Origin of the sequence: Desulfotignum balticum DSM 7044 (assembly GCF_000421285.1) — a bacterium.
GTDB lineage: Bacteria > Desulfobacterota > Desulfobacteria > Desulfobacterales > Desulfobacteraceae > Desulfotignum > Desulfotignum balticum.
On the sequence record NZ_ATWO01000001.1, the window covers coordinates 4727118 to 4750497 of the forward strand.

At 47.7% G+C, this 23380-nt stretch carries 22 protein-coding genes; 7 read left to right on the forward strand and 15 right to left on the reverse strand.

The features are described 5' to 3' along the window. Window positions 1–2 precede the first annotated feature (2 nt). The 5 genes from K365_RS0123590 (at window position 3) to K365_RS28575 (ending at window position 6404) form a co-directional block, all read left to right on the forward strand. Window positions 3–947 carry an Hsp20/alpha crystallin family protein gene (locus K365_RS0123590; RefSeq protein ID WP_024336595.1) on the forward strand — a complete coding sequence of 315 codons (945 nt, stop codon included), beginning with the start codon at window positions 3–5 and terminating at the stop codon, window positions 945–947. A 5-nt stretch (window positions 948–952) separates the two neighbouring features. Further along, window positions 953–2941: an ArsA family ATPase gene (locus K365_RS0123595; protein ID WP_024336596.1), complete on the forward strand. Its 1989-nt coding sequence runs from the start codon at window positions 953–955 to the stop codon at window positions 2939–2941. Between the two features lie 133 nt (window positions 2942–3074). Beyond that, complete coding sequence (locus tag K365_RS0123600; protein ID WP_156887784.1) at window positions 3075–3254, forward strand: hypothetical protein; 180 nt, start codon at window positions 3075–3077, stop codon at window positions 3252–3254. A 174-nt stretch (window positions 3255–3428) separates the two neighbouring features. Continuing rightward, window positions 3429–5327, forward strand: coding sequence for a PAS domain-containing hybrid sensor histidine kinase/response regulator (locus K365_RS0123605; protein WP_024336598.1), 1899 nt, complete (start codon window positions 3429–3431; stop codon window positions 5325–5327). A gap of 9 nt (window positions 5328–5336) precedes the next feature. Further along, window positions 5337–6404: a cache domain-containing protein gene (locus K365_RS28575; RefSeq protein WP_024336599.1), complete on the forward strand. Its 1068-nt coding sequence runs from the start codon at window positions 5337–5339 to the stop codon at window positions 6402–6404. A 94-nt stretch (window positions 6405–6498) separates the two neighbouring features. On the opposite strand, the gene K365_RS27665 is transcribed toward K365_RS28575, so the two are convergent. The 3 genes from K365_RS27665 to K365_RS0123620 are packed head-to-tail and all read right to left on the reverse strand — an operon-like array spanning window position 6499 to window position 7122. After that, window positions 6499–6651: a type II toxin-antitoxin system PemK/MazF family toxin gene (locus K365_RS27665; RefSeq protein WP_156887785.1), complete on the reverse strand. Its 153-nt coding sequence runs from the start codon at window positions 6649–6651 to the stop codon at window positions 6499–6501. Then, entirely contained in the window at window positions 6608–6883 is a 276-nt protein-coding gene (locus K365_RS28320) for an AbrB/MazE/SpoVT family DNA-binding domain-containing protein (RefSeq protein WP_024336600.1), read from the reverse strand. Before K365_RS28320 ends, K365_RS27665 begins: the two co-directional genes overlap by 44 nt. Further along, complete coding sequence (locus K365_RS0123620; protein WP_024336601.1) at window positions 6871–7122, reverse strand: hypothetical protein; 252 nt, start codon at window positions 7120–7122, stop codon at window positions 6871–6873. The genes K365_RS28320 and K365_RS0123620 overlap by 13 nt, the downstream gene beginning before the upstream one ends. 76 nt (window positions 7123–7198) lie before the next feature. Here K365_RS0123620 and K365_RS0123625 point away from each other — a divergent pair, with 76 nt between their 5' ends. Both K365_RS0123625 and K365_RS0123630 read left to right on the forward strand, forming a co-directional pair. Further along, on the forward strand, window positions 7199–7456 hold the full coding sequence (locus K365_RS0123625) for a hypothetical protein (protein ID WP_156887787.1): 258 nt from the start codon (window positions 7199–7201) through the stop codon (window positions 7454–7456). Beyond that, window positions 7453–7836 carry a PIN domain-containing protein gene (locus K365_RS0123630; RefSeq protein ID WP_024336603.1) on the forward strand — a complete coding sequence of 128 codons (384 nt, stop codon included), beginning with the start codon at window positions 7453–7455 and terminating at the stop codon, window positions 7834–7836. The genes K365_RS0123625 and K365_RS0123630 overlap by 4 nt, the downstream gene beginning before the upstream one ends. 329 nt (window positions 7837–8165) lie before the next feature. Here K365_RS0123630 and K365_RS26165 read toward each other — a convergent pair whose 3' ends face one another. From K365_RS26165 to K365_RS0123695, 12 genes are all read right to left on the reverse strand, one after another. After that, the gene (locus K365_RS26165; RefSeq protein ID WP_024336605.1) at window positions 8166–8642 is read right to left on the reverse strand and encodes a class I fructose-bisphosphate aldolase; all 477 of its coding nucleotides are present in this window, start codon (window positions 8640–8642) and stop codon (window positions 8166–8168) included. Between the two features lie 197 nt (window positions 8643–8839). Then, window positions 8840–10153, reverse strand: a complete 1314-nt coding sequence (locus K365_RS0123645) for a DUF2254 domain-containing protein (protein ID WP_024336606.1) — start codon at window positions 10151–10153, stop codon at window positions 8840–8842. Window positions 10154–10162: 9 nt separating this feature from the next. Further along, window positions 10163–10984 carry a phospholipase D-like domain-containing protein gene (locus tag K365_RS26970; protein WP_051147904.1) on the reverse strand — a complete coding sequence of 274 codons (822 nt, stop codon included), beginning with the start codon at window positions 10982–10984 and terminating at the stop codon, window positions 10163–10165. A gap of 84 nt (window positions 10985–11068) precedes the next feature. Next, entirely contained in the window at window positions 11069–13765 is a 2697-nt protein-coding gene (locus tag K365_RS0123655; protein WP_024336608.1) for a bifunctional acetate--CoA ligase family protein/GNAT family N-acetyltransferase, read from the reverse strand. Between the two features lie 15 nt (window positions 13766–13780). Beyond that, entirely contained in the window at window positions 13781–14359 is a 579-nt protein-coding gene (locus K365_RS0123660) for a hypothetical protein (protein ID WP_024336609.1), read from the reverse strand. Window positions 14360–14529: 170 nt separating this feature from the next. Beyond that, entirely contained in the window at window positions 14530–14670 is a 141-nt protein-coding gene (locus K365_RS28165; RefSeq protein WP_156887788.1) for a hypothetical protein, read from the reverse strand. A gap of 87 nt (window positions 14671–14757) precedes the next feature. Then, window positions 14758–15510 carry a cytidylate kinase-like family protein gene (locus K365_RS0123670; RefSeq protein ID WP_024336610.1) on the reverse strand — a complete coding sequence of 251 codons (753 nt, stop codon included), beginning with the start codon at window positions 15508–15510 and terminating at the stop codon, window positions 14758–14760. Between the two features lie 23 nt (window positions 15511–15533). Next, entirely contained in the window at window positions 15534–17012 is a 1479-nt protein-coding gene (locus K365_RS0123675; protein ID WP_029725749.1) for a glycoside hydrolase family 130 protein, read from the reverse strand. Window positions 17013–17089: 77 nt separating this feature from the next. Continuing rightward, a complete protein-coding gene (locus K365_RS0123680) occupies window positions 17090–18031 on the reverse strand; it encodes a glycoside hydrolase family 130 protein (protein ID WP_029725750.1) in 942 nt (313 codons plus the stop codon). 19 nt (window positions 18032–18050) lie between these two features. Further along, complete coding sequence (locus K365_RS0123685) at window positions 18051–19403, reverse strand: glycosyltransferase (RefSeq protein WP_024336613.1); 1353 nt, start codon at window positions 19401–19403, stop codon at window positions 18051–18053. A 133-nt stretch (window positions 19404–19536) separates the two neighbouring features. After that, window positions 19537–21849 carry a glycosyltransferase family 4 protein gene (locus K365_RS0123690; protein ID WP_024336614.1) on the reverse strand — a complete coding sequence of 771 codons (2313 nt, stop codon included), beginning with the start codon at window positions 21847–21849 and terminating at the stop codon, window positions 19537–19539. Continuing rightward, entirely contained in the window at window positions 21846–23339 is a 1494-nt protein-coding gene (locus tag K365_RS0123695) for a B12-binding domain-containing radical SAM protein (protein WP_024336615.1), read from the reverse strand. The genes K365_RS0123690 and K365_RS0123695 overlap by 4 nt, the downstream gene beginning before the upstream one ends. Window positions 23340–23380: the final 41 nt, after the last annotated feature.

Here is a 23380-nt window from a genome sequence, read left to right on the forward strand (position 1 = left end):
ACATGCGTATTCGGCCTCTACACAGCACCATGCGTTTTTTGAAAATGAACAGACCTTTTTTGTATCCTGGTGAACAGATCATACTGGAAGATCAGGGCGGGTTTAAACGATTGTCTCTCTATGGATGGAAGCCTGCACATATTTTTCTTACAACAAAAAGACTTATTCTCTGTCAGCTGAAAAAAGTTGTTTTTGAGATCGATCTTCAAGCTGTTTTTAAACTATCCATTGAAAACCAATATTATATATTACGTAAAAGAGAGATTTTGTGCGTTCATTATAATGATAAGGATCTTAATTGCCATGGAGTTTTACGGATGGTGGTCAATGGTTTGCACACATGGAACAGCAGGCTTTTCCAGTCAACTCTTTTAAAAGTTGATGATAATTGTATTAAAATGATTGCAAAAAGGCTTGATGATAATTGCAAGACAATATTGTGGTTTCTCAAGGAGAAAGGCTATGCCAGGATAGATCAGCTGGCCCAGATTACAGATGCTGCCAATCATATGGAGGTGCTTACAAATATCAAGGATGCCATAAATCCTGTTGCCCAAAGGCTTTTAGGGTGTCCGATCATGTTATTTGAGCGATCCAGGGTTGACACGCATACGGGCCAGACCATTCTATTTTCCTGGTGGCTTGCAGGAGTGCAGGAAAAATGGAGTCACGACCGGCTCTTGGATATCTTTGATGAAAAAAATTATTTTCAGATTATCATGGAAGTGAAAAAATTAGAAAAATCAGATTTAAAAATATCACTGGATCATAATGAATTGATTGTAGAGTCCAGAAAAATCGGATCAAAATGGCTTGAAAGGATCACGATTTCACAGGAGGCTGTGTTTGATAATCATAAGGTCTATTTGAAGAACAATCTGCTTGAAATAAGATTGTTTAAAAAAGCATACCATTTAAGTCTTGAAAATCTGGATAAGGAGGCCTGAATCTGATGGGAAAACCGCCGGAATATCTGGAAAATTCAAATTTGCGCCTGCTTGTTTTTGGCGGAAAAGGGGGAACGGGTAAAACAACCATGTCAAGTGCTGCCGCGGTTCTTCTTGCAAAGACCCGCCCCTCAAAGAAAATTATGATTATTTCCACGGATCCTGCCCATTCCCTTTCTCACGGGTTTGGAGTAAAATTGGATAACCAGAACACCCGTCTTGTTTTAAACGATAATCAAAAATCAAATTTATATGCAAGACAGTTGGATGCACAGGAGCTGGCAGTACAATTCAAAATTGAAAATGGTGATATCATGAAAAAAATTGCTGATCGAGGCACCTATTTTGATCAAAAAGATATCACTGAATTTTTTGAACTTTCATTGCCAGGCATGGATGAAGTAATGGCAATTATCGAAGTTGCCCGGTTAATATCTGAAAACATCTTTGATGTGCTCATACTTGATACAGCCCCCACGGGTCATACCCTGCGCATGTTGAATCTTCCATTGCAAATGGAAAAATGGATACAGGTTATGGATATGATGCTTGAAAAACATCGTTACATGGCTGCACAATTTACCAGGCGAAAATATGTCAAAGATGAATGTGATTTTTTTCTGGAAGGATTAACTCAAAAGATCCAGCAGGTTAACCATTTATTAAAGGACCAGCAGATAACACGGTTTATTCCTGTCATGATCCCTGAATCCATGAGTATCCATGAGACTCAAAAACTGGTGGCCTCTTTGCTTGAAATACATATTCCGGTTAAGGAGATTATTGTCAACCACATAGCAAAGCAGAACGACTGTACGTTCTGTACTGCACGAAAGCTTCAACAGGCAGACCCCATACTTCAGATTCAAAAGGAATTTTCAAGATTTGATTTGATCTTTGTTGAGAATGTTCAGGACGAAATCAAAGGATACAATGATCTGTCCCTGCTTGGAGATTATCTGACAGGCGATTTAAATGCCTTTTGCAAAAAACCCGGGCAAAAGAAACATGAATCCATGATCCAGGATGTTGGCCAGACAATGAAAAAATCAAATCTGGATATTGATCCTGATATCCAGTTTATTATTGTCGGTGGAAAGGGGGGAGTGGGCAAAACAAGTGTTGCTTCAACCATTGGCCTTTATTTATCCAGTCTGTTTCAGGATAAAAAAATATTGCTTTTTTCCACTGACCCTGCCCATTCCCTTTCAGATAGTCTGGATATGAAAATAGGTAATTGCATGACGGCTGTCAATCGCAACCTCTGGGCCATGGAGATGAATGCCGACCAATTGTTCAAAGATTTCAAGGATTCCTATAAAAAAGATATCCATTCAATGTTTGAGCGATTCTTTGTCAAAGGCATGGATATCAAATTTGACAGGCAGGTAATGGCCGGGCTCTTTTCCATGGCACCGCCGGGATTGGATGAGATTATGGCAATAGATACAATCATGGATCTGAAACAGAAAAATGAATTTGATATGATTATTATCGATTCTTCTCCAACCGGCCATTTATTGAGATTTTTAGAACTTCCTGAACTGGTACGGCAGTGGCTTAAGACCCTTTTCAATTTATTGATAAAGTATGAGGGCATTGTTAAATTAACCCGGTCTGCACAAAAAGCCCTTGATCTGTCCAAAAACACAAGAAGAATTCAGGAAACCCTGACAGATTCAAAAAAGACAGCTTTTATGATGGTTGTAATCCCTGAGGCCATGGGGTTGCTGGAATCTGAAAACCTTTATGCCTATTTGATAAAAGCAAAAATTCCCTTAAACCATGTTTTCATTAATATGGTATTGCCTGATACTGACTGTCCTGTCTGTGTTATCAAACAAAAAAGTCAAAAATTCTATATTGAAAAGATTATCAGGAAATTTTCAACAATGCATATAAGTCAGATACCCCTGTTCCCTCATGATATCCATGGTAAAACAAATTTGGAAGAACTTCTTTGTGAAATGATTAAACCGAATCAAGCCCGGTAGAGTTCGGAACTCACCGCCAGGTAGGATAAATACTGTTCGATTTGGATATCATGAACGCCAACCAGATCGAAGAAGTGGCCAAGGAGACAATTGATTGCAGATCCGGGTGAATGCCTTGTCAAAGCGGAGAGTCTTGAAACATCATTTGAAATATTTAGGAGATTTATCCCGGGGTTTCGCCGTGGCCCAGATGGCTGAAAAGCACGGCGGGCAAGGCCCCATGGTCTGGCCCCTGTCTTCCCAGGATGAAAAATCTATCGGAGATTTCGATCGCTCAGACAGGCCAACCGTGCAGAACGCGTTTCAAAAATAAGGTCATATGTGACCCAAGGTCGGATATGGCCTTATTCCGTGTTTTTTTCCTGTGTGGAAAAGAGGCCGGCGATTAAGATTTCCGATATATTTCAACAGGATGATGACAATGTACCTGGTGGTATTTCCGGCATGGCACACAACTTGATTTTAATATATAAAAAAGAGGTGAGCTATGAAAGAAATTCTGATAGACCAGCTATCCCGGGATATCGTAGAGACAATACATGAACCCCTTTTGGTCCTGGATTCAGACCTGAAGGTCATCTTGGCAAACCGCAGTTTCATTGATTCATTCAAGGTAACGCGAAAAGAAACTTTAGGCAGTTTTGTCTATGATCTTGGCAACGGACAATGGGATATTCCCCGGTTAAAAGAACTGCTAGAAAAAGTTCTCCCGGAAAAAAACCCGTTTGACAACTATGAGGTTGAACACAATTTTGTCAGCATCGGCAGGCGCATTATGCTTTTGAATGCCCGGCAGATTGAACAGGCCGTGGGCAAGGGGCAGATCATCCTTCTGGCCATCGAGGACATTACCGAGCGCAGGCAACTGGAAATCGTATTGAAGGAATCTGAAAAGCGCTACAGACGTCTTTTTGAAACCGCAAACGACGGGATATTGCTTCTGGAAAAAAGCGAAGGAAATATCGCCCAGGCCAACCCGGCTGTCACGTCGATGCTGGGTTATTCCGCCAGCGAATTCTTCGGAAAAAAATTAAAGGATGTCGGTTTTCCGGATCATATGGGAACGATTCAAGTGTTATTGCAGGCCTTGGAGCAGAACGGCATTTTTCATTACAACGATACGCCGATACATAAGAAGACAGGGGAAGTTTTATATTGTGACATTTATATGGTTGACAAGGCAGATCTGATTCAATGCAACATCCGGGACGCCACCCGGCATCGAAATCTTGAATCCCAACTGCGCCAGGCCCAGAAGATGGAGGCTGTCGGTTCGCTGACAGGCGGCATTGCCCATGATTTCAACAACATACTCAATGTGATCATGGGGTATGGCACCATGGTAAAGGACAGGCTGGACCCCGGCAGCCCTATAATGAAAAACATGAATGAAGTGCTCACTGCTGCTGACAGGGCTGCGGAACTTATCCGAAAACTGCTTGTCTTCAGCCGAAAACGGATTGTTGACGTAAAATCCGTCAATATCAATAAACTGATCTTTGATTTACAGAAATTGCTTGTCCGGATAATCAGAGAAAGTATCGAATTTCATTTGGATCTTACGAACAGGCCCTTGACCGTGCTGGCGGACGCCGGAGAGATAGAACAGGTGCTGATAAACCTTGCCACAAACGCCAGAGACGCAATGCCTGAGGGCGGTCGGCTGACCATCGGCACCGGGCTCAGTGAAATGGATGAAGAATCCGTTGCCGCATACGGATATGGAAAGCCCGGCAGGTATGTGCGGATCACGGTTGCGGATACAGGGCCGGGAATGGATGCGGAAACTCAGAAAAAGATATTCGACCCTTTTTTTACCACAAAAGACGTTGGCAAAGGGACCGGGCTCGGCCTTGCCGTTTCCTATGGAATTATAAAACAGCATAACGGATACATCAACGTTTACAGCGAACCGGGACAAGGCACGATTTTTAAAATATCTTTGCCCCTGAGCCAGGAAACAGCAACCGGGGACAAAAAGGCGGATGCCGCCGCCCCTGTGATGGGCGGGAATGAGACCGTCCTGGTAGCCGAGGACGAGACGTCCCTGAGAAAATTGATCAAAACCGTGCTGGGGTCCTCTGGTTACAGTGTTATCCTCGCAAAAGACGGACAAGATGCGGTCACGAAATTTATGGAGAACAGGGAACGTATCAGCCTGGTTATGCTGGATATGATCATGCCCAAGAAAAACGGTAAAGAGGTCTGTGAGGTGGTCAGAAAAATGGATCCCCGGATGAAAGTGCTCTTTGCAAGCGGATATGCCATGAATAACATCACGAAAAAAGAAATGACAAAGGACGTTTTTGACTTCATCCACAAACCTTTCCGGCCGAAAGACCTTTTGATAAAAGTCAGGGAGATTCTGGACCGGCAAGGCAAGTAGAGGTTGAACATGTTAAAAAACAGCGAACAACCCTTTGTGGGGATAGAAAAAAACAGAATCAGATTCTTTTTTTATATCGGTTCCGTGTCGGGAATCATTCTACTCGCAGTTGTCCTTTCATTCATTTACTCACATAGTTTGAACCAGGAATACTCTGATAAAATCAATCAGTTATCGACATCTATCATAGATGAAAAAAAAAGGTTTCTGCGGAACTCAGTTGAACGGACAATATATTATATTCAGCAGGAAAGGGCTCAGGTCAGTCACGAATATGCTTCCAAGAATCTGACGAAAGAACAGATAAAATCTGAAAGCGTAGATCGTATCAGCAAATATATTCGAAAGATGCGTCTTATCGATGACGGCTATGTATGGGTCAATCGTATTGTTGATTATAAGGGTGGTGACAACTATGCGGTACGCCAGATCCATCCCAATCTTCCCGAAACCGAAGGGACGTGGCTCTCTACCCATACTATGGATATCAAGGGAGGCCGCCCTTACGAAGAAGAACTGAACGGGGTTAAAAAGAATGGGGAGTTGTATTTTGAATATTATTTCAAAAAAATGAATTCAGAAAAAATCGCGCATAAGATGACCTTTGCCAAGCTCTACAAGCCATATGACTGGGTCGTTGCAACGGGTGTTTATCTTGATGATGTGGATCAGCTTATTGAGAAAGAAACCCGAAAGATGCAACAGACACTTGACAGGCAAAAGCTTCGTTCGTTTTCGATTGCATTTTTTGCTTCCCTGATATCAATTGTGGTGATCGTGTTTTTTGAAAGGCAGCTGGGTCGTTTAATATCATCCTATGAGAACAGAATTCAAAAGCATACAAACAGTTTAGTCGAGCAGAAAGAAAAAGCGGAAAAAGCATTAAGCGAAGTAAAGCAATTGAAGGGAATGCTCCCCATCTGTTCACATTGCAAGAAAATACGTGATGACAAAGGATATTGGAATCAAATTGAAAAATATATCCATGAACATTCAGATGCTCAGTTCAGTCATGGTATCTGCCAGGAATGTGCCAAAAAATATTACCCTGACTTCAACATTTCCGAAGATAAATGAGAAGCTGGAAAAGACCCTTGGAGGGATCGATGATGACGAATGCTGAAGTCCAAACATTGGAACCCAATTTTGACAGAAACAAAGGAATAAGGCACTAATACGCGAAAAACTCTTGCAAACAATTGATAATTTTAATCTTCGCGCTTTGGGAAATGACACCAAGTTTTTGACGTAACCTGGATTTGTCAACAGCTCTCATTTGGTCAAGTAAGATCAATCCTTTTTTGCCATTCCCAGTCCTCTTCATCTACCAATGGGGCATCCAACCACTCCTGATCCACTTCGCTTGATTCCCGGGATTTAAGGGCTTTATCAAATTGTTCTTTCCAGCCTTCTCTATTCTTCTTAACAGTTTGAATTAACAATCCGTCGTCGATTATTTTAAATTCCAATTGTTTGTCTTCTAATCGTGCTTGATTGATTATCGCCTTTGGAATGCGGATACCTTGAGAATTTCCTATTTTGATTAACGTCGCCATTTTCTCCTCCTCATTTTCTTGTTTTTTAGCCGCAGTCCCCGGCCCAGCTGTGACCTTGAGGTTCCATTCCAGTTCGCTTTCGGTCCAGGATTTTTTTTCAGTGGAATTTCCAGCCTAAAATGACCCATGCCATGGGTGGATGAAAAAGTATCGGAAATGCCATCTATAGCATTTCCGATACTTTTGGCTGCCATAACATTGAATTTCATTTGAACAATTTTCATGAAAGAAACTGGCATGGCAAACTTCTTGAACTCAAAACTCAAGCATGGTAATCTTACGTATGATTGTAAACGTTTTTTAGTGAGGTTGTTTATGGACAAAATTTTGTCAGCAAGGGTAGATGAAGCGATTATTCAACAAGTCGGCATTTTGGCCAAAGAACTGAATACGACTAAAAAGGCAATTATTGAAGCAGCAATAAAACACTACTCAGAACAGAAAGGGTTAGAAAAAAAAATTAATATTTTTGATAAAACGTGTGGCGCCTGGAAAAGAAGTGAGACCGTACAGGAAAGTGTTTCAAAAGCGCGTTCTGCGTTTAATGAATCCATGAAAAGGCACCATCAATGAGAGCATATATTGATTCTGATGTTTTGATCTGGCACCTGCGGGGGGAACAAAAAGCCAGAGATTTGTTGTTACAGCTTCGTGATGAGGAACAGTATGACCTTTATACTGGAGCTATACAACGAGCAGAAGTCGTTTTCTTTATGAAGCCGGAAGAGGAACAAGATACAAAGTTGTTTTTATCCCAGATTAAAACAAGGTCAGTCGATCAGGAAATCGTTGATAATGCAGCAATATTATACCGAAAATGGAATCCAAGCCATGGAATTGATGTTAATGATGCCATTCTTGCTGCAACAGTCATTCAAACGGGAGGCCGTATATATACGCTGAATATCAAACACTTTCCAATGCCCGGAATAAATGTTCAAAAAGCCTGGTAAATTTCGTCCGCGTAGGCCCCGGCCGTAGATCTGAGTCGCTTCAGCGTCGGGTTTGCCCTGGACCTCCTGCACCTGGCGGTAGGCTGTTGAGCGGATCTGGCGCGGACTTGAAACAGATAGCGGATCGGGTCTTCGATGCGGTACTGGATGATCCACTGAACATCGATAACGTTCAAATCCCCGATAAGCATCAGCTCAGTCATAACTTACATCCTGATTAATGAGCCGATCATTTACATTTCAACACGCCACCACCCCTTATCTTCTTGTGATGAATATTTTCGACCATCCAAATTCAAATCCTTTTCAAATCATGCCGATCATGCCGATTATTCAGCAATTTCCATTACCTGAGCATACTTTCCTTCGCGAGCCAGACTGTTTAACCTGCAACGTTTTAAGAAGGTCTTCTGGGCGGCAGCCACATTGCATTCCTGCCCTTTCCAGGTTTCAAGCACCGGCGCTTGCAGCGCACGGCCATAAGAGAAACTGACCTGCCACGGATGCGGCCCCATTCTGTTTATGGCGTTCAGGTGATCAGTGGCGTCTTCCGCGCTCTGCCCACCGGACAGGAATATGATTCCAGGAACAGCCGCCGGCACATAGCGGATCATGCAACGAACAGTGGCCTCGGCAATCCGCTGCACGCTTTCCTGACGTGCGCATTTCATGCCGCCAATAACCATATTCGGCTTTAACAACATACCCTCGAACAGCACGCGGTGGGCATCAAGCGCAGTAAACACGGCATTGAGAACCCTGGATGTGACCACTTCACATCGTTCGATGTCGTGGGCACCATCCATATCGAATCAAAGCGCTTTTTGATCGTGGGATTGCTTTCGTCCGCCACCAAGCACGCCCTTCTGTTTCGAGACAATTGCTCTTGCAACTGATCTGAGTTTATCGCTGTCCATGGGTAACTCCCTTCTCGTTTTCAAATCCGGCTTATTTTTTTAATTTTTTCCTTGGTTTGTTTTTCTTTCCCTGCGCATAAAGCAGATTACGCTTCGAGCGCTTCGTACACGCGCACCAGCCGCGTATCGATCCTCGCACGGTCATGGGCCGACTCGAGGGTGCGTTCCGCCAGTTCACTGATCCATCGCACTTGATCGTATAGCGCCTGTCGACGGCCCGGGCTGTCCGTCATAACGGCGATGGTTTGAAGCGCCCCGAGAATCCGCAACATGATGGCGACATTGCCTGTGGCGCTGCTTCGAATTTGATCGAACGATTCGGCCAGTAAATCTTCAAAGGTCGGTCCGATGGTGATCACCCTCAGTTCCCCTTCCTCGTAGTGGCGCGAGGCGGGTGTTTTTTTAGGCGCCAGTCGCGCCAGAATCGCCGTCAGATAATCCACACACATCACGGCCGTCGTGGTGTCGTTGATGCTGGGGGAAAGTGACCGCAGCGCAATATCCACGATCTGCCGGATGCCGAAAGCAGAATCGTGTTCCACCATGCGGTACCGGTTGATGCTGTATGCCGCCTGCAGGTCGGCGATGATCTCTTTTTCCAGAGGATCCTCCAGGGCAAGCGAAGCCAGCGTGGTGCCATGGACCACAAACTCACCGATGCTTTGTTCCATCCGTACGATGGTCTGGTGTTCCCGCGCCAATCGCAGGAGTGTTGCAATATCCACGTTTTGGATATACCCATTCCCCCTGGCTGCGACTGCCTGCCAGCGACACCCCGACAGAGGGAGCGGTGATTGAACCTCCTCGCCGTCAACCTGTCCTTTTCCAAGCTTGTCTGGAAAATGCCGGTCAACAGCCACCATGGTTTCGGCAGCCACCGAGGCGATGATGGTCGATGCCTGGATCGAAGAAGCGATGTGATGAATGAAAAAAATGAGGACGCTGATGCCGCCGATTGCCAGAAACACACCGAAAGACACAGCTATGTTAGGAATAAACCCGCTCTCCTCGCCACCGCGGATGGTGCGCAATACAATCAGGCAATAGGTGAAAATACCCGTGAAAATTCCGAGAACGACCTGGGTGACGCGGTCACGCATGAAGTTCCGCAGGATGCGCGAGGTGTACTGGCTCGAAGCCAGCGCCAACGTCATCAGAACCATCGAAAACGTGACCCCCACCACGGTCATCATCGAGCCGGCAATCGTGGACAACATCCCGCGCGCGCCTTCCGCACCGACGCCAAACAGGCGCGGCCAGCGGGCCAGCCATTGGTCACTTCCAATGGAACCCGCTTCAACCAAAGCCACCGCAATGGCGATGCTGACGGCAACAATCAGCGAAGGTGCAAACCAAAAGCTTGACCGCAGATTACTCCAGATTTGCTTGAGTTTATTCATGGTCAGATCTCATTTTAAAATACCCCTCACGTTATATGGATCATGGTCAGAGAAGAAAACCATTTTAAAAATAGATCGCATATGGTCAAATGGCCATATATGACCTATCCGGAATCCTTGCCCGGGGCATACCCCGTCATTCCTGTCATGAACCGGACCAGGCCATAGCACAGCCAGCTCACCATGCGAAGCCGAATGGATTGGCGTTTCCAGCGATTGGGTCGGATCTGACACGCTCCGGCAGCCATCGCCTTTTCCAGGCTGCGTTTCAAGGTCCCGGGTGCTGAAACGGGGCCGGATACGAAGACGGGTTTGGATCACCCGGGACCACAACCGTTGGGTGGACATAAGGATATCCCGGATCAGCGGTCCTTTTACATGTACCGCGTAGTCATACCGGGGCGAGGGCTGATCGGGGGTATCAAAATCATCGACAATATTTATGCCTCCCACGAATGCCGCGGTCTGATCGACAATCACAATTTTCCGGTGCAACCGACGCAGCCTCCGGCGCCGAAATGTCCAGGGAGATATCCCGGGCCGGAACTTCATCACCATCACCCCGGCGGCATCGAGGGCAGCGACCATGGTTTCCGGCAGACTGTCCGAACCGAATCCATCAATCAGCACGCGGGTTTTCACACCACGCAACCCTGCCCGCTTAAGCGCTTCAGCGATACGTCGTCCAATGGTGTCATTTTGAAAAATATAGCTGATCAGAAAAATCTCATGTTTAGCCCGGTCCAGTGCCGCTTCCATGACCGGGAAATATGTTTCGCCATTCTCCAGCAATGTGATCTGATTGCCAGGAACAAAACGGATTCCGGCCATATTATCCTTGTCAAACCTCAGCTGAATTTTTTGCCGGCACTTCCTGCACCTTGCCTGCCAGGGATGCAACGGAAAACGGTTTTTTCAATGAAATAAGCCCTCTGGTTTCAGGTTCTGTTTTCCGAAATGAATCACCAGGTTGCAGTCACAGGAGTCGGGATCTTTTTCAATCTCAAACCCCAGCTTTTTCCCCAGGGCCAGCATATTTCTGTTCTCTCTCAGAACAATCCCGTGAACCGTTTCATACCCCTGTTTCCGGGCAATGGCCAGGCATCTTTCCAAAAGGCTCGACCCGATTCCCTTGCCTTGCCAGGCATCCCTCACCAGGACGGAAAATTCACCCGTCTTTCCATCGGGTTCACCGATGATTCTGGCAACCCCCAGCATGCTGTCATCGGTTTGAGCCGTTTCATCCAGGGCCACCAGGGCAATCTCCCGGTCGTAATCGATCTGGGTGAACCGGGCCAGCAGCTCAGGGTTCAACCCCTTCAATGCTCCGAAAAACCGATAATAAATCGTTGTGGGCGTCAATGTTTTGAATAATGCCGTAAACAAAGGGGCATCCTCGGGCTTGACCGGCCGGATGAAAATTTTAAGACCGTCCGTACTGCGCATATGGGATTCATCCTCTTCAGGGTAGGGGCTGATCACCAGATGAAGAGAAGAACAGACATCTGTCGGGGAAATCCGTATCCGGGCATCCACTGCCACGGGACTGCCATCCTTGATCAGGACGGGGTTCATGTCCAGCTCGGCAATTTGAGGGAAATCGATCAAAAGCTGGGAAAGCCGGATAATCATTTCTTCGAGCTTCTCCATATCCGCGGCAGGCCGGTTTCGATATCCCTTTAACAGGGTGTAAACCTTGGTTTCCTGCATGAGCCGCGAGGCCAGAAGCCGGTTCATGGGCGGAAGTCCCAGAGACCGGTCTTTTAATACTTCCGTAAAAATACCGCCCATCCCGAACAGGATCACCGGACCAAACCCCTTATCCCGCTTGGCCCCCATTAAAATTTCAAAATCAGGGTTGGAAAAATAAGGCTGGAGGGTCACACCTTCAATTTCTGCATCCGGTTTATACTGTAAGACGGATGACATAATTTGATGAAAGGCCCGGCTGACATCTTCATTGCTCCGCAAATCCAGACAGATGCCCCCGGCATCGGTTTTGTGGGTGATATCGGGTGACAAAAGCTTCATGACCAGCGGAAATCCGATTTCCCCGGCCATACGCAAGGCTTGTGCTTCATTTACGGCCGTTTTTGTCGTAATCACAGGCAGACCATAGGCCGTGAGCATTTCCACGGCATCCGCTTCCGGCATAAAGCCTTCCTGCACCCCATCCATCAGGCTGCGGGCTTTTTTTTGATCAAATGCCATATTCCGGGTCATTTTCGGGGGAACTTCTATCAGCGTTTCAAGATTGGCGGCATATTCCACCATATATAAAAAGGAACGGACGGCCCGTTCCGGCGTATCATAGGTCGGAATCCCGGCGTCATTCAAAACCGCCACCGACTTTTCAATACTTTCCCCGCCCATCCAGCAGGCAAAGACCGGGTATTCGCGCCCGCTGACGGCAGATGCCAGCATCTTTGCCACGGGTAAAGGATCGGCAATGGCCTGGGGGGCGAAAATGACCAGGACCCCATCCAGATTTTTTGAATGAAAGCAGGCTGAAAGGGCCCGGCCAAACCGGTCTGCCGTTGCATCCCCCAGGATATCGATGGGGTTTCCCCGGCTCCAGAAAGGCGGCAGGAACGCATCCAGGGCCTGGATTGTTTCAGGGTCCAGCGGTTCAGGTGCTTTTCCATATCCGGCAAGGGTATCCGCCGCCATGACACCGGGCCCGCCCCCATTGGTGATGATCGCCAGCCTTGGGCCCCGGGGACGCGGTTGCTTGGCCATCAGCTCGGCACAGTCAAAGAGTTCTTCAATGGAGTCCACCCGCACGATACCGGCCCGCTTAAAGGCCGCATCATACACGGCATCTTCTCCTGCCATGGCACCGGTGTGAGACGCCGCCGCTTTTTCACCGGCAGGGCTTCTGCCGGATTTCAGCACGATAATGGGTTTCACCCGTGATACGGAACGGGCCGCACTCATGAATTTGCGGACATTTGTCAGGTTTTCAATATACAATAAAATACTTTTTGCCGAAGAATCATTTCCGAGATAATCGATCATGTCGCCGAAATCGATGTCCAGCATGGACCCGATGCTCACAAAATGGCTGAATCCCATGCGCTCTTTGGCGGCCATATCCAGAATGGCGCCGCATATGGCACCGCTCTGGGAGACAACGGCCAGGTTTCCGGCCCGGGGCATGTCCGAGGCAAACCCGGCATTGAGGTTCACCCCCGGCCGGATCAGCCCCATGCAGTTGGACCCCAGGATGCGAAGCCCGCCGTCATAGGCAATCTTTTGAATCTGATCCTCGATTTCACGGCCCTGGTCCCCCACTTCCCTGCCGCCGGCCGAAATAATAATCGCACTGCGCATCTTTTTTTCGACACAGTCTGTCACAATATCAATGGCCGTGTGAATGGGGGTGGCAATAATGGCAAGATCCACCCCCGGCATCAGATCACGGACCGATTTTACGCAGTCATGATCTTTTATGGTTTTATATTTGGGATTCACCGGCAGAATCTTTCCTGCAAATCCGCCCTCGATCAGATTTTTCATCAGCGCATGGCCGATGGTTCCCTTTTTCTTACTGGCCCCCACCACTGCGATGCGGCGGGGGTTGAACATGTTTTTTAAATGATATTGTCCCATATTTTTCCCTATTTTTTACCGGCCGATATCCTCAAAAGCGTCCAGCACGATTCCTGTTCCTGTCGAAATCAGCAGGATATCCCGGGCCACGCGCACAAAGCGGTGTTGCGGTGGCGGCTCTCCCAATTGATCAAGGATGCTTGACGGAAGATCATAGAAGATCACTTCTCTGGGAAGCGGTTGCCCTTTTTTCCACATTTTTGCTTGACCGGGGGGGAGGCACCCGTTGTCCTTTTTGAGCAACCCCGGCGGGCAGTGCCCTTTTCGAAATCGATCGGAATAATATTGGTGGATGAATTTTTTTTTATTTTCGCTGAAGTACCCGCTCTTCCGGTCTCCATTTCCGGTTGTCCCGTCATAGGACCCCTGCCTAGGCGTCCTGTCATATCTGTGGTTATCACGTCTTTCTTCATCTCTGTAATTCTCTTGCTTTTTATCGTATCTGTGATTTTCACGTTTTTCTTCGTATCTGTGATTCTCCCGATTTTTATCGCCACCCCTTTCGGGTTTATCTGCGAGTACCGTTCCCGTCGACCATATCCCGGCAAAAACAAGCGCCAGAATAAAACTCATCTGAAATATAAACCGCTGCATAATATTTCTCCAATTTAAAGGGTTATAAAGCAAATTTTTCTTTGACCGGAAATATTTAACAGCAAGCTTTATGCCACAACTGACAAACGAATGGCTTTTACTACCAAATGACCACCGGTTTAACGCCGGTGGTCATTTGGATCTGCGGGTTGAAAGTTCAGTACTCCGGCTTACTTTTTGGTTGTTTTCCTGGTTCCTTCCTTTCCTCCGGTCATCGGTCCCTGACCAGGTCCGGTGCGCTTACCCTTACCCTTGCCTTTACCGTCTTTGGGGCCCTGACCTTTTGGTCCGGTGCCATCTTTATCCGGCATCTTAATCACCTCCTTTCCTCTGGCGAACATTTGTGACCTTTATTTGGATTTTCCTTATCTCTCATCGACGTCTGTGGGTTTTAGCATTCAAAAAGTCTGAAATTTTTGTTCAAATGCACATGCAATGATTTGAGCCACCGGGTATTCTGAATCAAAAAAATCCATATTAATGACCAGATCAAATTCATCAGATGCAATTTTTTCCCTGAGAAAAACGGCATTAAAAAATTCATGATGTTCATCATCCATGATGTTTACTCTTTTCTCGGCTTCGCCTTCATCAACACCCAGCATATTTGACAGTCTCGCAATCCGGCGATTCCTGCTGCATATCAATTGTACGGACAAAATCGTATGACGGGGCAGAATCAAGTGGGTTCCCCGGCCCACAAATATCGTCGGCTCAGCATGTGCCAGTGCGGTAACCGTTTTTGCCAGCTGCTGGATATAATCGTTTTTGAAGAATTTCTTTTCAATGGAGAGCGCTGCAAGCAATTCTCTCATCTTTCCCGGAACCCGTTCATCATAAAATTCAATGATCTTTTCAGTCAAAGTAGAATCATTTGCCATATATTCCATTATTTCTCTATCAATCACACGATATCCGGTCCTTTCCGACAAAAATTCCGCCACCTCCAAAGCCCCGACGCCCGCACCCCGAGAGATACAAATGCAGTTTTTTTGTGAAAAATCTTCAAGATTTTTTCTTTCTTTTTCTTCTCTCTGCCATTTCTGGATTTGCGATCCTGCCCAATCTGAGGCACTCATCATTTTCCTGCCATAATATCCAGGCGGATGTGCATTTTTGCCTATTGCATTTTTATCGGCTGCTTTTTTCATATCTTTTTCTCCTTTTTTATGGGTTACATGACGGCATGCATACACTGTATCAATTTTTTGACTTCAACGGTTGCCACACCGGAATTAACATCAGACATGGCATATGGAATGACCAGTTCCTTCTGGTGAATGATGGAACCGCAGGAATAAACCACATTGGGGACATATCCCTCCCGTTCTTTCTCATTGGGGGTCAGAAGCGGTTCATCCAGGCGGGCAATGACGCGTGCCGGGTTTTCCAGATCCAGCAGGATGGCGCCGATGCAATACTGGCGCATGGGCCCGACCCCGTGGGTCAGTACGATCCATCCTTTATCAGTCTCTACGGGGGATCCGCAATTGCCGATCTGGAAAAATTCCCAGGGGTATTCAGGTTCCTGGATCACTTCGGAAGTCTGCCAGAAATGCAGGTTGTCTGAAAACATGATATGGTTGTTTTCGCCTCCCTGGCGGGAAAGCATGGCATATTGACCCTTTATTTTCCGGGGGAAAAGGGCCATGCCCTTGTTCTGGACCGCCTTGCCGTTGAGTGTCAGAATTTTGAAATGAATGAAATCCTTTGTTTCGATCAACTGGGGTAAAATGGTCACCCCGTTATAAGCCGTATAGGTGGCGTAATAGGTGCTCTCCTGGTTATCATCGAAAAATTGAACAAACCGGGCATCTTCAATCCCCCGGCTCTCATTTCTCGAAACCGGGAAGATGACCCGTTCGGAAATTCTGTGATCAGCATGAAAGTCCACTTCATAATTGGAATCGGCAAGCCAGGTCATAAAACCAAAAGTTGTTTTCTGTTTGGCTGCAGAAAATTGCGGATTTGCGTTGAGGATACGGATTTGTTCGATAAGTTCCTTAAAAAGGAATTCTTCGGGCAGGCGGCCGAGAATATAGGTGCTGATTTCGTTGTTGGCCTTCATTTCATCCAGCTTCCGCTGGAAAACGGATCGGTTGTAGACAGAATCCTGTTTTAAATCCGGGGTTTCCACAAACTCACTGACCGGATCAAACCGAAAGGTGTTGTGCCGGTCAAGAATTCCGCTTCGAAACACAATGGAAGAAATATGGCCTTCACCCGTGGCCCTCAGACTCATGACAAACCTGAGGCTGCCTTTTTCAAGGTCGGTCTGATCCGGATGGGGCACGATGGACGGGTTGAAAAGTGCGGCCGACTCTATGGCATATTCTTTTGTAAAATAAGCACCGATCAATTCCTTTTGAACATCTTTGAGTAATACATGCTCGGGCAAAAAATCCCTTACCCGGTCCAGGTGCTTATCAAAAACATGATGAAGGTCTTCGTGCCGGCCTGAAAAGTCTTTGAGTATTTTTGCCATCAGATCATTGGCAAACGCATCGGGCAGATCCATGATCCGCCCGATAATTCTGGATATGCGATGGGAATCATCCGGCAGATGGGGCCGTGTAATGACCCGGGAGATATCCCCGATGATCTTGTTGGGTTTTCTTGTCACTTTCAGTTGCAGACGGTGTTTTTCCTTCATATACGAATTTCCTTAAAGTAAATACAAAATTATAAAAGCAAAGGTCATATATGACCATTGCCCTTTTGTGACGTCTGTCACATGGCCGGCCGGGAAGAAGTGAGGCAAAGAGACACAAGATCGTCAAGCGTTGCCGTACCCGCACACATGACCGTATCCGCCCCTCCCCAGTAAATTTTCACCGTACCGTCCTCTTCCGGAACCGCACCGCAGGTAAACACCACATTGGGAACATAGCCGACCCTTTCCCAGAAATCTTCGGGCTGGAGGATCCAGTCATCGGAAACGCCGATGATTCTTGCCGGGTCATCCAGGGCATGCAGGGCAGCGCCGAGCCGGTACACGGTTCCGGACATGGTTTTGAACACCCCGTGATAGATATTCAGCCAGCCTTTACCGGTTTTTATGGGCGGGGCCCCGGGCCCGATTTTCATTTCATCCCAGTGATAGGTCAAAGGTTTTATGATCACTTTTGAATCCCCCCAGTGAATCAGATCCGGCGAATAGGAAATCCAGATGGACCAGGGGGATATTTCCGAATGGGGCCGGTCCAGACGCACATACCGGCCGTTTATTTTTTCAGGAAAGATGACCACGTTGCGCAGATCCGCCTGGGTGATCAGGGCAATGCGTTCGACGGTTTTAAAATCAGTCGTCCTGGCCAGGGCAATACAGACCCCGTGACAAGAATAGGCACTGTAGGTGAGCAAAAATTCATCTCCCACGGGATTGATGCGCAGATCTTCGACGCCAAAGGCTTCATACTCGGCAAACACACCCGCTTTCGCCGGGATTAAAAAGGGTTCCGGGGCAACGGTAAATGAAAATCCATCCCGGCTGTCCGCCCGGCCGATGATGGAGCGCCCGTTGTAAAGATGGGATCTGAACAGCATGATATACTGCCCCTGATATTTGACCACGCCGGCATTGTGAACCGTTGCCACGGGATAGGGGACATCTTTTTTTGTCAGGATGGGATTGTGTGCACAGCGCGTAATGATATCTTTTCGGGTATTCATGACAACCTTTTTCTGTGTGTTAATTTCTGCCAAAATCATCTTCCAGGCGTTCAATATCATCTTCACCAAAATAATCGCCGGTCTGAACTTCCGTAAATACGAGATTTTTTATGCCGTCATTTTGAATTCTGTGAACGGATTTACGCGGGATATTTATGGATTGTCCGGCCACAAGCCTATTTTCTGCGCCATCCAGGGTGCAGATGCCTTTTCCGCTGACCACAAACCAGTGTTCATCCCTGTGCTGATGACGCTGGAGGCTCAAGCGTTTTCCCGGATACACCGTTATTTTTTTATTCTTAAACGTATTTTCATCGGAAAGAATCCGGTAAAATCCCCAGGGCCGGTGATCTTCCCGCTTTGTCATTTCACAGATCTTTTCATACACCTGGATATAGTTATCAACCATATGATCAACCGTGAAATGATCGGAAACGGTTTTCCGGCAAAATGCCCGGTCAATGCCGCTGATACGGTCAACTGCACGGATTGCCTCTTGAATATTGGAAACCAGGAACCCGTTCTCCTTGTCCCGGATCAGTTCTGGCATGCTGCCCCGGTTGACGGCAATCACGGGGGTGCCGCAGGCCATGGATTCAATGACACTCAGGCCGAAGGGTTCGTCAAAATTGATGAGATGCAGCAACGCTGCGGCCTTGCCCAGCACCTCATTTCTTTTTTCCGGCCCGATGCTTCCCAGATAGGTTACCTGGTCCCCATCGATCACCGGTTTGATATGTGCATTGAAATAGGTCTCATCCTGGATGATCCCGGCCATGATCAGTTTTCTGCCCGAGGCCCGGGCAACTTCGATGGCCTCTTTGGCCCCCTTATCCGGGTGGAACCGGCCCAGAAACAAAAGATAATCTTCAGGATGGGGCTGAAAATCAAATTCCGCCAGATCAATCCCGTGATGAATGGTCCTGATATAATCAAGATCCGGGTTTCGGTCGGCATCGCTGATGGACACATAAAAGGTTTTTTTGTTGTATTTTTTAAACACCGGCAGAATCTGCGGGGATGAAAACCCGTGGATGGTGGTGACCACGGGGGTGCGGGTCAGTCCCGTATAGGTTAAGGGCAGAAAATCAAAATGGTTGTGAATGATGTCGAATGCGTCGGCATGATCAAACAGTTCGGAAATATGAAGGCATTCAGACACCTTTGGGATGATGGTGGGATCTTCTTCATATCCTTTCGCGCAAACCGCATGCAGGGTAGCATGGGTCAAAGAATCTTTTGTGGCGAACAGGGTGACATCAAGGCCCCGTTTCACCAGGCCTTCCGTTAAAAGGGAGGCCACTTTTTCCCAGGGGCCGTAGTGCACGGGCGGCGTCCGCCAGGCAATGGGGGACAGCATGGCAATGCGCATCAGGTTTCCTTTAAAGTTTTAAGTTTTAAGTTTTAAGTTTTAAGTTTTAAGTTTTAAGTTTTAAGCCAATACCTGTCGGCTAAAAGCTAACAGCTTTCATGATTTGTTGTGCCCAGCAGGGCATGGCCGTTATTTAATATCCGGGGGACTGGAATAACGGCGGTTGGTTGAGTATTTCATCGGCATAGAGCTTTTGCAGGTTCAGCAAGGATAAAAGCCATGCCAGCGTGGATTCGGCCCCCTGATTCTGGTTGATGCCGTCCACCATAAGCCCGTCCCGGCAACCGCCGGTCCTGGGGTCATACAGGGGCATATTCAGATCATTGTGCCCGAGAAACCAGTTAAAACTCATGACGCTGTTTTCAAACCACTGCCGGTCCCGGGTGATATTATAGGCGTCCACGCAGGCATCGACCATGGCTTTGGCTTCAATGGGCTGCTGGTCGAACCGGGTCCTTTTTTCCCCTTTCTGATACCAGCCGTTGCTGCCGATGGGCGCAAAATGATGATCATGGGTCTGGACGGCCAGAAGCCATTTAAGGGAAACAAGCCCCATATCCACCATATCGCTGCGCTGCATCCTTTTTCCGGACAAAATCAGGGCCTGGGGCAGTTTGGCATTGGCATAATTTAAACCATCTTCAGGCCAGGGCCAGTCTGTGGTCCCATGATCTTTAAACTGGACAAACAGCCGGTCCGCCAGAATATCCCTGATCCTTCTGGCATCGCTGTCTCCACAAAATTTGCCCAGGTAGGCATCCAGACCGATGAGAGTGAACGCCACGGCCCGGGGGGCAAAAAAATGTTCCGCAACCCCCAGGGCCTTTTTGAACAACACCGTGCTCACGGCCATGTGGCTGGGATTTTCCAGATAGGCCACGGCCTTTCCCAGGCACCAGAGCGACCGGCCATGGGAATCTTCAGACCCGGTCTCTTTCACCCACTGCCGGGAATAGTCCATAAAATTGCGGAACCGGCCTTTTTTTTCATCAAAGGCATATAAAAGAAACCCCAGATAATGGCCGGCCAGGGCATCCAGGCCAAATCCGTTGGCCGGCAGGTATTTTTGCCCCAGGACAGCCGTCAGCAGGGCCCTGGCATTATCATCCGTGCAGTATCCATGGGCCCTGTCCGGGATGGTATGATTGGCATGCTGGAAAAGACCTGTGTCATCGGTCATGGCCTTGAGATGATCCAGCTTGATCTCGGGCAGATCGAAACGGGTGATGGCCTCAACGTTTTTAATATAGGAATACCTGGGCCGCGGATGGCGGATGCGGTTTTGACGGACCTCTTTGAAAACCTCCAGATAGCGCTTTGACACCTCTTTCCACACGGCTTCACGTGTAAAGGTATAGGCTTTTTTGCGCATGGCATGCCGTTGGCCGTCATTGTCCAGAAGGGCATTGATCTGTTCTGCCAGGGCGTTTGGATCTTTAAAGGGCACGATTTTTCCCCGGCCGTCCGCCAGCATTTCAACGGCATACCAATACGGGGTTGAAATAATGGCCTTGCCCGTTCCCATGGCATAGGCCAGGGTCCCGGAGGTAATCTGGGCCTCTTCAGGATATGGGGAGATATACAGATCGGCAATGCCGAGAAATTCACCCAGTTCCCGCAAGGCCGTAAAACTGTTTTGAAAAATGACATGCCGGTTGATCCCCAGTTTGTGAACCATCTGCTGGAGCATGATCCGGTAGGCTTCCCCATCAGATTTCAAGACATGGGGATGGGTGCGGCCCAGAATGATATAGACCACATCCGGATGTTTTTTAAGGACGGCGGGAAGGGCCTGCAACGCGATTTCAATGCCTTTGCTCGGAGACAAAAGGCCAAAGGTCAGCAATACTTTTTTGCCTTCCACTTCAAATTTATCTTTGTTAAAGCTGGAATCGATAAAGGGCATGTCCGGTATCCCGTGATGGATAAAGGCGATTTTCTCCCGGGGGACCCCATAGATATCTTCCAGGAACCCTTTTGCCTTATGGCTCATGACCACGAGTTTGTCCGACAGATCACTGAGTTTGCACATGACATCCCGGTATTCCGGGGCAGGGTCTTTTAACACCGTATGCAACGTTGTCACCACGGGCATGTGAAGGTCGCCCAGCAGTTTGAGCAGATGACTGCCGGCAGCGCCGCCGAAAATACCGAATTCATGCTGGATGCAGACGATATCAACCTCGCTGATATTTAAAAACTGGGATGCAACCCCGTAATCCGCCAAAATGTTCTGGTTGATTTCAAAGCGGACTTTTTCAGGGTAGGGATATCCTTTAAATGTGTCATTCATTGCCACCGTCCAGCAATCGATGTTCGGCGACAAAGAGGACAATCCTTCCACCAGATCGCTGGTAAAGGTGGCAATGCCGCACTGCCGGGGCAGATAATTGCCGATGACGGCAATGGACTTGATCTCTTCATCCTGTTTCGGTGTCATTGTCATACGCGTTTCTTTTCAAAAATATACCGCTCGCAGATTTTCCGGTAATGATACCCGTAAATGGAAAGGGTGATGGCTGTGGGCACCAGTTTTGGTTTTCGGACCAGGGTCCAGGCAATCAGATTCCAGTAGTGGAACCGTTCTTTTCCGAAAACCCCGAGCCGCAACCCGGCCCTGAAAAAGGAAAGAAACCGCTGAAAATCAATCGACGCTACGATTTCAGGGGCTTTGAGCTCCAGCAATAAGGTCCTGATCCGGCGGTAATAGTTTTTCGGCTGATAGATCTGTTTCATGATGGCCTGGTATCCGTTGAGCAGATTGTCCATGCCCATCTTGGGGATGATATTGGTGGTGCCGTTTACATTGTCCCCGGAAAAGGATTGTGCCACCCGGCTTTCCTGCTGCAGCCGGTCAAACAGCCGGGTTCCGGGAATGGCCTGGAGCATGCCCACCATGGCCGTGACAATGCCGCTTTTCTGGATAAAATCGATCTGGCGCTGAAAAATGGACGGCCCGTCACTGTCAAACCCGACAATGAAACCGCCCATGACCTGCATCCCGGACCGGTGGATGATGCCCACGCTTTCCAGAAGATTTCTGTTCTTATTCTGAATTTTATGACATTCGGCCAAACTGACCTCATCCGGGGATTCAATGCCGATGAACACGGAATCAAACCCGGCTTTTACCATCATGTCTAAAAGTTCAGGATCATCCGCCAGATTGATGGAGGATTCCGTAAAAAACACACAGCCTTTTTTATCTTTGCGCCAGTCAATCAGGGCCGGGAGCAGATGTTTTTTTAAATACCCTTTATTGCCGATAAAATTATCATCCACAAAAAAGATACTGCCCCGCCAGCCTGCCGCATAAATATGATCCAGTTCCAGGATGATCCGGTCGGCTTTTTTTAACCGGGGGATGTGGCCGAACAAGGCCGTCACGTTACAGAAATCGCAGTTAAAGGGGCAGCCCCTGGAAAACTGCAAGCTCATGGATGCATATCGTTTCATGTTTAACAGCCCCCACAAAGGCACGGGGGTGTCATCAGGATCACAGAATCCGTCGGCCCGGTATATTTTTTTTACCCGGCCGTTGCCAAGATCCGACAAAAATTCAGGCAGGGTCAGTTCTGCTTCATCCAGCACCAGGTGGTCCACGTCCATGAACGCTTCGGGTTCACAAGTAAACAGCGGCCCGCCGGCCACAACCGTGACATTCAATGTTTTACAGCGATCGATGATCTGCCGGGTGGATGTGCGCTGAACGGCCATGCCGCCGATAAACACCAGATCGGCCCAGGCAATATCCTTGTCTTTGAGGCGCTCCACATTCGTATCCTTCAGGCGTTTCTCCCAGTTTTCAGGCACCAGGGCCGCCACAGTGATCAATCCCAGCGGCGGAAAAGCCGCTTTTTTTCCGATAAAGCTTAAGGCATGGGTGAAAGACCAGAACGTATCCGGAAATTCAGGGTAAATGAATAAAATTTTCATCTCAAGGGTTTCCTTATATTACCAAAGGCCAAATATGGCCG

What these genes read in the sequence shown, in the direction of transcription:
- K365_RS0123590 (WP_024336595.1), top strand. Translation starts at nt 3, where the DNA reads ATGCGTATTCGGCCTCTACACAGCACCATGCGTTTTTTGAAAATGAAC.
- K365_RS0123595 (WP_024336596.1), top strand. Translation starts at nt 953, where the DNA reads ATGGGAAAACCGCCGGAATATCTGGAAAATTCAAATTTGCGCCTGCTT.
- K365_RS0123605 (WP_024336598.1), top strand. Translation starts at nt 3,429, where the DNA reads ATGAAAGAAATTCTGATAGACCAGCTATCCCGGGATATCGTAGAGACA.
- K365_RS28575 (WP_024336599.1), top strand. Translation starts at nt 5,337, where the DNA reads ATGTTAAAAAACAGCGAACAACCCTTTGTGGGGATAGAAAAAAACAGA.
- K365_RS27665 (WP_156887785.1), bottom strand. Translation starts at nt 6,651, where the DNA reads ATGAAGAGGACTGGGAATGGCAAAAAAGGATTGATCTTACTTGACCAA.
- K365_RS28320 (WP_024336600.1), bottom strand. Translation starts at nt 6,883, where the DNA reads ATGGCGACGTTAATCAAAATAGGAAATTCTCAAGGTATCCGCATTCCA.
- K365_RS0123620 (WP_024336601.1), bottom strand. Translation starts at nt 7,122, where the DNA reads ATGCCAGTTTCTTTCATGAAAATTGTTCAAATGAAATTCAATGTTATG.
- K365_RS0123625 (WP_156887787.1), top strand. Translation starts at nt 7,199, where the DNA reads ATGGACAAAATTTTGTCAGCAAGGGTAGATGAAGCGATTATTCAACAA.
- K365_RS0123630 (WP_024336603.1), top strand. Translation starts at nt 7,453, where the DNA reads ATGAGAGCATATATTGATTCTGATGTTTTGATCTGGCACCTGCGGGGG.
- K365_RS26165 (WP_024336605.1), bottom strand. Translation starts at nt 8,642, where the DNA reads ATGGATGGTGCCCACGACATCGAACGATGTGAAGTGGTCACATCCAGG.
- K365_RS0123645 (WP_024336606.1), bottom strand. Translation starts at nt 10,153, where the DNA reads ATGAATAAACTCAAGCAAATCTGGAGTAATCTGCGGTCAAGCTTTTGG.
- K365_RS26970 (WP_051147904.1), bottom strand. Translation starts at nt 10,984, where the DNA reads ATGGCCGGAATCCGTTTTGTTCCTGGCAATCAGATCACATTGCTGGAG.
- K365_RS0123655 (WP_024336608.1), bottom strand. Translation starts at nt 13,765, where the DNA reads ATGGGACAATATCATTTAAAAAACATGTTCAACCCCCGCCGCATCGCA.
- K365_RS0123660 (WP_024336609.1), bottom strand. Translation starts at nt 14,359, where the DNA reads ATGCAGCGGTTTATATTTCAGATGAGTTTTATTCTGGCGCTTGTTTTT.
- K365_RS28165 (WP_156887788.1), bottom strand. Translation starts at nt 14,670, where the DNA reads ATGCCGGATAAAGATGGCACCGGACCAAAAGGTCAGGGCCCCAAAGAC.
- K365_RS0123670 (WP_024336610.1), bottom strand. Translation starts at nt 15,510, where the DNA reads ATGAAAAAAGCAGCCGATAAAAATGCAATAGGCAAAAATGCACATCCG.
- K365_RS0123675 (WP_029725749.1), bottom strand. Translation starts at nt 17,012, where the DNA reads ATGAAGGAAAAACACCGTCTGCAACTGAAAGTGACAAGAAAACCCAAC.
- K365_RS0123680 (WP_029725750.1), bottom strand. Translation starts at nt 18,031, where the DNA reads ATGAATACCCGAAAAGATATCATTACGCGCTGTGCACACAATCCCATC.
- K365_RS0123685 (WP_024336613.1), bottom strand. Translation starts at nt 19,403, where the DNA reads ATGCGCATTGCCATGCTGTCCCCCATTGCCTGGCGGACGCCGCCCGTG.
- K365_RS0123690 (WP_024336614.1), bottom strand. Translation starts at nt 21,849, where the DNA reads ATGACAATGACACCGAAACAGGATGAAGAGATCAAGTCCATTGCCGTC.
- K365_RS0123695 (WP_024336615.1), bottom strand. Translation starts at nt 23,339, where the DNA reads ATGAAAATTTTATTCATTTACCCTGAATTTCCGGATACGTTCTGGTCT.